The organism is Planctomycetia bacterium, assembly GCA_015200345.1.
GTDB lineage: Bacteria > Planctomycetota > Phycisphaerae > UBA1845 > UTPLA1 > PLA3.
This window is the reverse complement of sequence record CP054187.1, coordinates 1,699,298-1,712,578: the sequence shown is the minus strand read 5'-3', so window position 1 is coordinate 1,712,578 and position 13,281 is coordinate 1,699,298. Positions and strand designations below refer to the sequence as shown.

5 protein-coding genes are annotated in these 13,281 nt (G+C 65.0%); 3 read left to right on the top strand and 2 right to left on the bottom strand.

Annotated elements, in window-relative coordinates; translation table 11 throughout:
* Nucleotides 1-34: 34 nt before the first annotated feature.
* Nucleotides 35-1,888 (bottom strand): NapC/NirT family cytochrome c, encoded by a 1,854-nt coding sequence (locus tag HRU71_07030; GenBank protein ID QOJ03255.1) that lies wholly within the window; start codon nt 1,886-1,888, stop codon nt 35-37.
* Nucleotides 1,889-2,088: 200 nt separating this feature from the next.
* Between HRU71_07030 and HRU71_07025 the strand changes: the two genes are divergently transcribed.
* Nucleotides 2,089-5,319, top strand: a complete 3,231-nt coding sequence (locus HRU71_07025; GenBank protein QOJ03254.1) for a hypothetical protein — start codon at nt 2,089-2,091, stop codon at nt 5,317-5,319.
* A 25-nt stretch (nt 5,320-5,344) separates the two neighbouring features.
* Here the strand turns inward: HRU71_07025 and HRU71_07020 are convergent, their stop codons facing one another.
* Nucleotides 5,345-6,037 carry a GNAT family N-acetyltransferase gene (locus HRU71_07020; GenBank protein QOJ03253.1) on the bottom strand — a complete coding sequence of 231 codons (693 nt, stop codon included), beginning with the start codon at nt 6,035-6,037 and terminating at the stop codon, nt 5,345-5,347.
* Nucleotides 6,038-6,160: 123 nt separating this feature from the next.
* On the opposite strand from HRU71_07020, the gene mfd reads away from it, so the two are divergent.
* Complete coding sequence (gene mfd, locus HRU71_07015) at nt 6,161-9,706, top strand: transcription-repair coupling factor (GenBank protein QOJ03252.1); 3,546 nt, start codon at nt 6,161-6,163, stop codon at nt 9,704-9,706.
* Nucleotides 9,707-10,119: 413 nt separating this feature from the next.
* Nucleotides 10,120-13,245, top strand: a complete 3,126-nt coding sequence (locus HRU71_07010) for a hypothetical protein (GenBank protein QOJ03251.1) — start codon at nt 10,120-10,122, stop codon at nt 13,243-13,245.
* Nucleotides 13,246-13,281: the final 36 nt, after the last annotated feature.

Here is a 13,281-nt window from a genome sequence, read left to right as displayed (position 1 = left end):
CCGGTATCCAACCGGCGGCCACTTCGTTCACTTCCTACAACCGACTCAACTCCGCCAGGGCTGCGTCCAGATCACGCGAGGCGAGATCCAGCAACGAGACCGCATAGGTGCGATTGTGCACGCCGTTGCCGGTTTCGATCAGACGGATGTTTGTTCGCGCGTTTTCGATCCCGTCGCGAATCCGCGGCGGCAGCGATTGCGCCCGCACGCCGACCGCCTTGATGCGATCGTCCACGCGTTGCAGCGCCGCCCGCGCCTCGGCGAGCTGGCTGGCGATCTCGCCGCGCCACTGCTGGAAGACCGTCCGGTAGTCTTCTCCGTGGCATTTGAGACAGGTTTCCTCCGTCGCCTTCACCAGCGGGTCGCCCTTGAAATCGCTCCCCGGTTCGCTGTGGCACGCCTTGCAGTTCAGCCGCGAGCCGAACATCGCATTGGGCATCGGCCGGTCGATCCCCGCGCCGCCGACGCCCATGAGCAACTCGACCTGCTCGCGGTGGTGCGAGGGGTGACAATGCTGGCAGTCGTCGACGACGGGCTTGAGAAATTCGGCGCGGCTTCCGACGAACTCCGGCTCGATCAACGCGTGATGAATCGTGCGGTGGCAATCGGTGCATCGCGCGTGCTGCCCGCCGACGTGGACGCGGTGGTATTCCTCGACGGTCTGGGTCGTGCGGGCCTCAAACTCCTCGATGAACTTTGACTGGTCGTGGCAGTGCGTGCAGTCGCGCGCCGTCACGTCCGACTGCCCCTGGATCACGTCCGCGTGGCAACTGGCGCAGTCAATCCCGCGCGCGACGATGTCCTGGTGGTCCATCAGCGCGCCGGCGGCTGCCGTGGTACTCGTGCCGGCGACCGGGGCATGCACCACGATCTGCCTTGTCGGCGGCTCGTGGCACTTCAGGCATTCGCCCGTGTCACGATTGAACGCCTGGTGCGTGAAATGGCAGGTGAAGCACGTCGTCGTATCGACGCGGAAGTGATTCGAACCACCGGCGTCGTAGGTGTGACACGCGGCGCAGTTCAGATCGGCCAACTGCGCCAGCCGAACGCGCATGTGCTCCAGCCGCATGAACTCCAGCGCGTCGGCGGAGTGGGCGTCGTGTCCCAGTTGCTTCAACAAGGCGATCAGATCGGCCTGGCGACGGGAGGCATCCTTTACCGATTGCACGGCGGCTTCCACCCGCTTGAACGCCTCGGGCGGGAGGGCCTTGCGCAGGCGATCACCAACGACCGTGAGATCGCGCTTGTTCAGCGTGATGCGCTCGTCGATGAGTTGGTGCTTGGCGTGGACAAATCGCACGGTCGGCTTCCGCTCGACCTCGGTCGGCAGGCCGGCGATGAGGCGCGTTTCGGTGCGAGGCTCGCCGATCAGCAGCGACTTGTTCATGTGCTCATCGGCCAGACGCGTGCCGTTGCCATCACCGTGACACTCCGAGGTGAGGCAGCTTCCGTTGTTGACGTGGGCGCGCGGTCGACCCGCGCCGTATCGCCCGCTGAAGTAGCTCGCTGCCTGCGACAGCCCGCGGAACTTGGCGCGAACCGTGTGCTGCTCGCCGGGGGCGTAGTGGCATTCAACGCACAGAACGCCGGCTTTTTTCCCGTGGACATCGTGCGACCACGAATCAAAGTACGGGTCCATCACGTGGCATGACCCGCAGAAGTTCGGCCGCGATGTGTAATACTCCGCACCGCCGATACTCGCTGCCGCAAAGACCATCAGCCCCAGCCCCGAGACGACCAGCAGCTTCATGCGTGAACGTTTTTTCTTCGTCGGTGCGGCTGGATGGTTCACGGATCCTCCTGGGTTTCGCGGCGCGTTCTCGCCGATCGAACCGGTCACGTTGGAGTCGACATGGTTGTTCGAATCAAGCGGCGGCGTTTGGTCCATGCGTACGCTCCTCGTGCCGCGCGCGCTGCTTCGTCGATAGGCAAGGCGCGGTCATGCGTCTATCATGTTCAGCGAATCGACCGCCGAGGTCCACGATGCCGCAGCGTTTTTTCAGAGTATTCACTTCGCGCGATGCCCACTCGCTGCACCGTGGGGGTCGATTTTCTCTGGTGGTTGCGATCTGGCTCGGTTTATTCTGTGTGGCGCGGATTTTTGCGCAGCATGCTGACGCGCCGATTGCTGGTTTTACCACGACGCAGCCCGGGTCGAACACGCCGGATGTTCCACTTCTGGCACAAATCGCGTTGGACTTCACCGACCGGTCCACGCCGGGCCTGCTGATGCCGACGGATGTTGCTGTCGCGCGCGACGCAGGCGTGTTCGTCGTCGATGGTGTGAATGATCGAATCGTGATATTCAACGCCAGCGGCGACATCGCCCGCGAGATTCGGCGCGTCGGCAGCGAATCTCTGTCTCATCCCGTCGGCATTGATGTCGATGCGTCAGGCAACCTCTGGATCGCTGACGCAGGCAACGCGCGGATCGTCGTCGCGAAGGTCCTAGTGGCCGCTGACGCACCCGTCGAGCTGATTCGTATCATTCCTTTGCCCGCCGGACCGAACGACCACCCGGCCGATCCGACGGATGTGGCCGTCTCTCCGGATGGCGCAGTGGTCTGGTCGGTCGACAACAATCGACACGTGCTGATTCGTCACGATGTCAAGCGAGGCACGCACGCGCTGGCCGGCCGCCAAGGCGAGGCGCGGGGGCAGATGCACTATCCGTTCATGCTGGGACGGGACGCGAGGGGGAATGTGTATGTGACGGATGTCTTGAACGGCCGCATCGGCGTGTTCAGCGATACCGGCGGCGTGGTGACAACGATCGCGCAATACGGCGTCGAGCCGGGGATGCTGTATCGCCCCAAGGGCGTGGCGCTGGATGCCGATGGGAATGTCTGGGTGAGCGACAGCGTCATGGGGGTCGTGCAGGTGTTTACGCCGACGGGGCGTTTCGTCGACGTTCTGCGCGATGGGGCGGGACAACCCCTGAAGCTCGCCGCGCCCATGGGCATGGCGTTTGATGCGTCGGGCAATCTATACGTCGTGGAACTGGACGCCTGCCGCGTTCGAAAGCTGGACATCACTCGCCGAATCGAATCGGGCCGCCCGCATCGCTTGGCTGCACAGCCTGATTCCTCGCGGCCCAGCGTCGTCGGGCGGCAGGCGCGGGCCTGCACGGTCTGCCACCTGGAATGGGTCGAGCCGCTGGCACAGAAGCGCGGCACGGAATTGATTGACCCGCCCGCGGATGATCCGATTCATCCCTACGTCAGCCAGCCGCACACCTGCCTGTCGTGTCACGACGGATCGATCGTCGATTCGCGCCGGCGCGTCTGGCTGGAGCACGGCCATCGGACCGATATCGTGCCGCTGCCGGAGATGACCGTCCCGCCGCAGTTGCCGCTGGTTGACGGCAAGATTGCCTGTCGAACGTGTCATTCGGCGCACGCGGGAGGTGACCTGTCCGGCAATCTAAAGACATCGGTCTTTTTGAGAATGCTGAACACCTCGGGCGAAATGTGCGTCACCTGTCACGCCGACAAGACCCGCGGACCCCAGCGCGGCACGCACCCGACCGGCGGCATGCCCTGGGCCGTGCCGAATGATCTGATCGCCGCCGGCGCGAAAGTCGGCCCGAATCCGCGCGAACTGACCTGCAACGTCTGCCACACGCCGCACGGCGCCGCCCACGATCACCTGCTCGTGATGGGCACCGAGTCCAATCAGCTGTGCCTCTCCTGCCACGACCAGATGCGACCGGGCATGTTTCGCGACGGCGATCACACCGAACACCCGCTTAGCCCGGTCGCCAACGCGGCGCAGAAGGCGGCCGTCGCGGCGCTCGGCACGCGCCTGGGCCCCGAGGACCGGCTTATCTGTCTCTCGTGTCACAAACTGCATCACGGCAAGGGCGAGCGGTTCATGCTCGCGGCCGAACTGACCGACGGCTCGTTCTGCGTCGGCTGCCATTCGGAGAAGACATCTGTCTTTAACACGCCGCACGATCTGCGCAGAACCTTCCCCGAGGAGCGCAACCGGCTGGGCATGACCGCCCAGACGGGCGGGCCGTGCAGTTCATGCCACCTGTTTCATCGCTACGCGCGCTCGCCGGAGATCAGCGACCTCGACCCCGGCGGCGGCAAGTGCATCACCTGCCACCAGGAAGGCCGCTGCGCCGGTGAGAAGGCGCTCGGGAGCTTCAATCACCCGAAGGCCGCCTGCGTCGAATGCCACGATCCGCACGGGCCGCATGAGCCGAATCGTCCGGCGCTGGGGCAGTTCCTTCGTGAGCCGACGCCAGGCTTGTGCCTGAAATGCCACGCCGATTACGCGGCGCTCTCCGGCGGGCCGCACGATTTTCGCAGCACGGGAAACCAATGGCCGCAGGCCGCTGCGCTTCGCGAAGACACCTGCCTTGCCTGTCACCGACCGCATGGAAAAGACGACAAAGGACTTTTTACCTTCGCCGCGTCCCCCGCCGACGCCGCATCCGACGGATCATGCATCGCCTGCCATCCCGGCGCGGCCTGGGGTCATGGCGGCGAGGGCGAACGCATGAAACAGTCCAATCACGCGGCCATGCACCCGCGCATCGTGCCGGCCGGTTTCGCGACCGGCGGCTTGCCGCTCGCACGCTCCGCCTCAACCGAGGCGTCCGCCGTCGGCTGCCGCACCTGTCACAATCCACATGCCGCCGACGGAGCGGCGCACAAATTCCTGCGCACCGCAGCCGGCGCGCCCGCGAGCAGCCTCTGCATCACCTGTCACGCCGACGCATCGGCCATCCCCCTGACCGCTCACGCGGCTGCGACGTTCGAATCGAAGCAACTGCCGGCGCAAGCGTGTCTGCCCTGTCATTCGGTGCACGCGATGCCCACAGCCATCGAGGACGATCTTCTCTGGCCGAGATCGCTCACGGTCGTGGAGGAATCAGGAAGGCCCCGCGCGATGCCGCAGGCGGCCGCTCCGCGCGAGACGATCAACTTCGCGGCCATGCACGCGTCGGATCAGCGCTGTGAAGCTTGTCATCGCGACGGCGGCACGGCTCGTCCGCCGATGATCGCGACCCATCCCGACGTGCCCATGTTGAACATCTTTGACGGACCGAGCGATGGGAATCTGCCGCTCTACGACGTCAATGGCCGCCCCGCATCGCAGGGGCAGATCGCGTGCCGCACCTGTCACACGCCGCACGGGTATCTGCCCGATGCGGAATTCAGCGGTCCGGATCGCTCGCGCGAGGCGCTTCGCTCGGCCCGGCTCATGCTTCGCCCGTTCCGCGCGCCGAATGTGTGTACGACCTGTCACGGGTTCGACGCGCTCGAGCGATTCCTATTCTTTCACGATCCCGCGCGCCGTGGGCGTTGAGCGACCGCCGCACACCGCTGGTTGGTCAGGCGTGAAACGGAAGGGGGGTCGGAGGCATTCTGCCGCGCTCGACCCAGCGGTGGAACCGTGCCGCCTTGATGCTCATGCGCAGGAACAGGTGTCGCTGCCCGGTGGCTTCAAAGAGTTTGTGTTCGCGCCCGGTGACGACCATGCCGCAGCGTTCATAGCACGCCAACGCAGGACGATTTTCCGGGAAGACCAGCAGCAGCACCTCGGCCACTCCATATTGCAGAAAGGCGCGGGCCAACAGCGCCTGCGTGAACCGCTGCCCGATGCCCATTCCGCGAACGTCGGGATTCACGATCAAGTGCCCGATCCACATCTGATCCGCCCGATGGACCATCGGATTCAATTCGCCATAGCCGACCGCCTGTGCACGATCCGCCGCGCACAGCAAGAGCCGATTGGCGCGTTCGCGTCCCCATGCGGCGACCTTTTCGGCGGTCAGCGGCGGGGCCGTGCCGGGGGCGAGGAATGTTAATTCAGCGGGGCTGCGCACCCACGAGCAGATCGTCGCGGCGGCGGATGCGTCGAAGCGGGTGAGGTAGTGCACCGAGTGGGCTGCTGAAGCATGTGCCGATCGAACGCGCGGTGTCTCGACGCGCGTCGGATGCCCGTGGCCAGTCGTCGGCGAAGCGTGATGCGCGCGCAGGGTCTTCGGCGCATCGGACAGGTCAAATGGCGGAGTCAGCGTCACGCGAATCACATGCCCCGGAGGGTTCCCCTTGCATGATAAGGCTTTTGGTCCTGCGATTCACGATTGCACGGCGGCGAAGGGCCGCGAATTGCGAAAGCCGACGGCGAATGCGATAATGCAATCGTGCTGCCTTGGCACGACATCGCCGTGGACGCCCGCGTGGCGGCCCTGGCGGCGCGATTGAAGGCGGGAGGGCCCCCCCTCGCGGCGCACGGGCTGTGGGGATCGTGCGCGCCCATTCTGGCGGGCCTGCTTAGCCGGCAACTCCATCGTCCGCTGCTTTTCGTCACCGCGCACCTCGATCAGGCCGACGAAGCGCGCGACGATCTCGAAACCATCTTCGTCCAAAGAGCCGATCGCGCAAGCGATCGACCGGACCCCGTTGAACCACCCGTGGTCGAGCTTCTCCCCGCGTGGGAAACACTTCCCGGCGAGGGCGCGGGGTCGGGCGAGATCAACACCGAGCGCACGCGACTTTGTGAAGCCTTGCGCCGCGGCGAGCGACCGATCATCGTTGCGCCGATCCAGGCGCTCATGCAGCCCGTCCCGGCCGCGTCGGCGCTGGATGCCAATACGATGACACTCTCGGTCGGCGAGGAGCGCACGCCCGAATCCATCGCGGATTACCTCGTCGCCCGTGGCTTCACGCGGCTGGACCAGGTCGAGCAACCGGGCGACTTCGCGCTGCGCGGCGGCATCCTGGACATCTTCGCCACCATCGACGCCGATCCGCTGCGCATCGAATTCTTCGGCGACGAGATCGAGTCGATCCGCCCGTTCGAGGTCGGCACGCAACGCTCGACGCGCACGCTGCCATCCGCGCGCATCACGCTGCCACCGCCGCCGGGGCGCACGCCGGGAGAAACCACAACGTTCACGCATTATCTCCCGCCCGATACGATCATCGTCCTGCACGAATCGCTCGAAATCGCCGAGATCGGCCGCACGGTGCTGGAGCGTCTCGGCAATCCGGTCGGGCATTACACCATCGAGGCGCTGCTGCGACAGTTCGCGACGTTCGCCGTGCTGCACGTGAGCCGTTTCGCGTCCGAGTCCGCCTCCGCGGCGGACACCTTCGAGCTGACCTGCGAGGGACTGCCGACCTTCGAGGGCAAATCGACCGATGCCGTGCTGCAACTCCTGCAACTGGCGAAACAGCAACGCGTCTATGTCTATTGCGACAACGACGGCGAGCGCGAGCGATTGAATGAGTTGATCGCCCAATCCATCGTACCCCAGGAGCCGGCGGCGCAGGCCGTCGAAATCCGGAACCCGATCGCGCAAGCAATCGAGCCAACCGGCAACGCCGCCGCGAACATTGTTCTCCAACTCGGCACGATCCACCGCGGCTTTCGCTGGATCGCGTCGGATGCGACGTCACCGCGCGCCTTCGCCGTCGTCCCGCATCACGAACTTTTCCGCCGCTACACGCTTAAACGGAGCATTCGCAAGATCGCCGCCGGTCGCCCCATCGAGAGTTTCCTCGATCTCGAAGAGGGCGATTACGTCGTCCACGTCGTCCACGGCATCGGCCGCTTCACCGGGATGCGCACCGCCGCGAAGGGCGGCTCCGGCAAGAGCGAGGAGTATCTCACCCTGCGCTTCGCCGATGACGGCGTCGTGCACGTGCCCGCGTCACAGATCGACCTCGTACAAAAGTACATTGGGGCGAAGGGCGCGCGGCCGACCCTCTCCAAGCTCGGCGGCACGCGCTGGCAGAAGACCAAGGCCCGCGTGGAGGAGGCCGTGTCGGACCTGGCGGCCGATCTGCTCCGCGTGGCCGCGTCGCGCGATGCCGAGGGCGGCGTGGCTTATCCGGCCGACACGCGCTGGCAGAAGGAATTTGAGGCATCGTTTCCGTACACCGAGACGCCGGATCAATTGACGGCGCTGGCCGACATCAAGCGTGACATGGCGATGCCCCGCGCGATGGATCGTTTGCTCTGTGGCGATGTGGGGTACGGCAAGACGGAACTGGCCATGCGCGCGGCGTTCAAGGCGGTCGAATTCGGCAAGCAGGTGGCTGTGCTGGTGCCGACCACCGTGCTGGCCGAGCAGCATTTCCGCACGTTCAGCGAGCGCTTCGCGGAGTACCCGTTCACGGTGCGCTGCCTGAACCGGTATCGCACGTCGGCTGAACAGAAGGAGATGGTCGCCGCGGTGCGCAAGGGTCAGGTGGACGTGCTGATCGGCACGCATCGCATCCTCTCGCGCGACGTGCGGTTCGCCGATCTCGGGCTGGTCATCGTTGATGAGGAGCAGCGTTTCGGCGTCGAGCAGAAGGAGCGGCTCAAGCATCTCCGCGCGACGGTGGAGGTGCTGACGCTCTCGGCGACGCCGATCCCGCGCACCCTGCACATGTCGATGATCGGCCTGCGCGACATCAGCAGCCTGGCGACGCCGCCGATGGACCGCCGTTCGATCTCGACACGCGTCGTTTCGTGGAGCGATGACCTCATACGTGAGTCGATCATCCGCGAGCTGAACCGCGACGGGCAGGTGTTCTTTGTTCACAACCGCGTCAAGAGCATTCACACCGTCGCGGCGAAGCTGATGACGCTTGTTCCCGAGGCGCGCTTCCTCGTCGGCCACGGGCAGATGCCGTCCGACGAACTGGAAGAGGTCATGACGCGCTTTATCAACCGCGAGGCCGACGTGCTCGTGAGCACGTCCATCATCGAGGCCGGGCTGGACATCCCCAGCGCCAACACGATCTTCATCGATCGCGCCGAGCTGTTCGGTCTGGCCGATCTGCACCAGCTTCGCGGCCGCGTCGGGCGGTACAAGCACCGCGCTTATTGCTACCTCATGCTTTCCCCCAATCGCCCGCTGACCAGCACGGCGGCGAAGCGTCTCAAGGCCGTCGAGGAATACAGCGAGCTGGGCGCTGGCTTTCGCATCGCCATGCGCGATCTGGAAATCCGCGGCGCGGGCAACCTGCTCGGCCCCGAACAGTCGGGCCACATCGCGGCGGTCGGCTACGAAATGTACTGCCAGTTGCTCGAGCAGGCGGTCAAGCGCCTGCGCGGCGAAGCGCCGTCGCAGCGCGTGGCCGTGCACGTCGAGCTGGACGTCGAGGCCTACATCCCGCGCGGGTACATCCCGTCGGACCGTCAGCGCATGGAGTGCTACCGGCGCGTCGCGGCCTGTCGCACGGCCGACGACGTGGATCTGCTCGCGCGCGATCTGATCGACGCCTTCGGGCGCTATCCGAAATCGGTTGAGACGCTCCTGACGCTGACGGAAATCAAAGTTCGGGCCGCTGGCTGGTCAATCAAGACGATTATCAAAAAAGAGCCGGACATCGTTTTCACCTTCGACGGTGAAGTCCGAAAGATCGAGCCGCTCTTCACGAATCGCGGCGGGTCGGTGCGCATTCCCGACGGCCGGACGATCCACTGGCGCGTTCCGGATGTCTATTTCAGCGCCGACTCGCTGCTCGCCATTTTGAAGAACCTCTTTCGCGGTGAGCGCACCGGCCTGGAATCGCCGCCAGCGGTCGCCGGTGTTTCGCCCCGCGCCGCCGCGGCGGCCAGCGCGGCCTCGCACGCTGCGCCCGAGCCGGCGCGCTCCGCTACACGAACGCCATCCGGCCCTGTTCCCGTGACGCCGAATCAGTTACCGGCCGATGCTCCACGGAAGCGCCGCCGCCGCGAGCGGAATGCTTGACGAAGAACCGTTCGTTCGGATTTCCCGCAACGCTCACATTTCCGCGACGCATCCCCTCGTATGCGGCGATTCGCCCTCTTACCGGCCACCGGCGTCCGGCAACTGAACACTAGAACGGGTTTCAAAACTCCTCTCCCCCTTGGGGGAGAGGTTGGGTGAGGGGGAACAGTAGTTCAACCGAAATGATTCACCCTCTGCCCGACCCTCTCCCTGAAAGCGAGAGGGGTTTGTTGAAACAGCTTGTAATCACGGGCCACCAACCACTTATGAGACTCAAGCAACAGGACAATTAGGCTAGGATTAGAATCAGAAAGTGGGTAAAATGAGCGTCGAAGAGGGGACGCATCCACGCCGAAAACATCCCACCGACTTCAAGCGCTTGGTGTGTCAGGAGTTACTGGGAAGGCAGGCCGATGACAAAGGGCTACTTGGGGACCAGCCGGCGCTGCGCCGTGGGGGGGATGCTCCACACCTTCATGGTTGCGTTCGCATGCCTGCTCGGGTCGCCTGCTCTGACGCTTTCGCAGATCAAGCCCAACAGCCAGGGCAACCCAGCCGCCGCCGGCGGTCCGTCGCAATTCTCCACGCCGCAGAACAGCCCGGTGTCGGGCGAGAAGGGCATCGCGGCCGATGCCGTCTGGCGCGAGATGCCGGTTCGCCTGCGCGGCAACACGCCGCCCGGCGAGTTGCTCTTCGACAACGGCGCGCCGATCGACGATTTCGGCAATCCCGCGAGTCAGTGGAGCGAGGCACTCCCGCCGTGGAAGTTCATCGCCGCGGCTGCGGATGATTTCTCGATCACCGATGCCGTCTCGCCGGATACCATCGCGCGCATCTCGACCGTCCGCGTCGCGTTTCACTTCTTCCAGAGCGGCGCTCCGGCGGCCACACCGACCACGACTTGGACCGGCGGTGTTTACGTCACCATCTATGAGAATGCCATCGGGAACATTCCATCCGGCCAGCCCAACGAAATGGGCGGGCACACCGGCACCGTTGTCGCCTCGCAACTGGTCCCGATGGCCGAGCTGGAGAATCAGACGCTTGTCAATTCCTGCCGCCCGGCCTACGTCGTGGACATCCCCGTCAATCTGCTCGTCGCGAAGAATCACACGTATTGGATCAGCGTCGTCCCTCGGCACCATGCCCCGCCGCAGAGCGCCTGGATGCTCTCGGCCGATCTGCCATTCGATGTGTCGATGTCGAAGGTGTACTTCCCGGCTGTGAACATTAACAGCTGGACGAACAATCCCGGCAATCTCGGCTTCTGCGCCGCTCCGGGGGCGCCGGCCGCTGGCGAAGCGCGTGAACTGTCGTTCCAACTCTACGGGCAAAAGACCGTCACCGACGTCGGCGCGTGCTGCAACGCCCAGACCGGCGTGTGTACGACCGTCTCCAGCGTGACCCAGTGCGCCGGACCATTCGACGTCTTCCACATCGGCACGATCTGTTCTCTGCTTAATCCACCCTGCGCACCGGTGATCGGCGCCTGCTGCAATGACACTACTGCAGTATGCACCGACAACGTCGGCATCGCCGATTGCCAGGACCTGGACGAACGCTTCGTGCCGGACACGCTCTGTGCGAATCTCGTCCCGCCCTGCGGCGACACCACGCCCGGCGCCTGCTGCAAGCCCGATGGAACCTGCGAAGACCTCTCGATTCTCGACTGTGAAAACATGAACGGCGTCTGGACCGCCGGAACGTGCGCTGCGGTCCAATGCCCGCCGGTCAACGACAGTTGTCAATTCAAGCTCACGATCACCAGCGGCTTCTTGCCCTTCTCCACGCTCGGCGCGACCACCGACGGACCGCCCGACGCCGGACCCGGCTGCCCGGTCATCACCAACGACATCTGGTATTCCTACACCGCCGAGTGCACCGGTACGCTGCATATCAGTCTCTGCGATGGTACAAACTTCAATTCCGCGTTGGCGGTTTATGACTCGTGCTTCTGCCCTCCCGTCCTCGGGCCGCGGCTCGCCTGCAACGATGACGGCTGCATGACGCCCGGCGGCGCGAGCAAGGTCAGCCTGCCCGTGACAATGGGCAATTGCTATCTCCTTCGCATCGGCGGCGTCGCCGGCGCGACCGGATCGGGCAATCTCAAAATTGATTGCGTGCCAGCCGGCCATGGCGCCTGCTGCCATGCCGATCACACCTGCGAAGTCCTCCCCGCCGCGGCGTGCATCGCGCCGGATGTCTTCACACCCGGCGAGCTTTGTTCGCCGATTACCTGCCCGCCGCCGGAGAACGATCCCTGTGCCGGCGCGCTCACGCTGGGCGAAGGCGTCACGCCGTTCGTCACCAACTCCGCGAGCACCGACGGTCCGGCCGATACACCCGATCCGCCCTGCGCGCTGATCACCAACGACGTCTGGTACAACTACGTCGCGACGTGTGACGGCGAAGTCACCATCGACCTGTGCGGGGCGAACTTCAACGCCGCAATGGCCGTGTATGACGGTTGCGCCTGCCCGGTCGGCGCTGCGCCGATCACCTGTGACAACGACGGCTGCTCGCCCAACGGCGCGCCGCTGGTGACGTTCCCCGTGGAAGCGGGCAATTGCTATCTCGTGCGCATCGGCGGGGTGAATGGCGAGACCGGCACGGGCGACATCACCGTGGCATGTGATCCCTATGGCGCCTGCTGTTTTCTCGACGGCCATTGCGAGGAACTTGTCGAAGCCGATTGCATCATCGCGATGGGAACCTTCAGCGGACCCGCGACGACCTGCACGCCAAACAACTGCCCCCAACCGACCGGCTCCTGTTGTCAGGCCGGCGGCGTGTGCAGCGTCGTGACGGAAGCGGAGTGCGACGGCCTAAGCGGCGTCTTCACCGTCGGCGCGACCTGCTCCCCCAACCCCTGCCCGCAACCTTTGGGCGCGTGCTGCCATCCGAATGGAAGCTGCCAGGAGCAAACCGAGATCGACTGCAACGGCAACGGCGGCACCTTTCAGGGGCCGGCAACGACCTGCGATCCCAATCCGTGTCTTCAGCCGCCCGGTGCGTGTTGCTTGCCAGACGGCTCGTGCCAGTTCCTTGACTCCACGGCGTGTTCTTTCGCCAATGGCGTCTTTCAGGGCAGCGGAATCCTTTGCCAGGAGGTCACTTGCCCGCAGCCATGTTGCCCGGGCGACATGCAGGGCGATGGCGACCTCGACCTGATCGATCTCGATCCGCTGATCAACGCCGTGCTCAATCCGCCGTTGCCCGCCGATCCGCAATTCTGCCGCGCCGATGTCAACGGTGACAACGCCGTCGACGGGCTGGACCTCGGCGCGTTCACGGCGCTGATCCTCCCGGGCTACGCGACGTGCCCCCCGGCTTCCGTCTTCTGCTGCCCCGGCGACTGCAACAGTGATGGCACGATCGACGGGTTGGATATCAACGAATTCATCATTCGCCTGCTGGCCGATCCGCCCCTTGGCTCGCTCGAGTTGTGCGTGGCCGATGTCAACGAGGACGACATGCTCGACCTGACGGATGCCGATGCCCTGGTGACGAAGCTGCTCGCCGCAGACACGTGCCCGTAAGAAACGCCACGCCAGCGATACCAGGGCCGAACGATC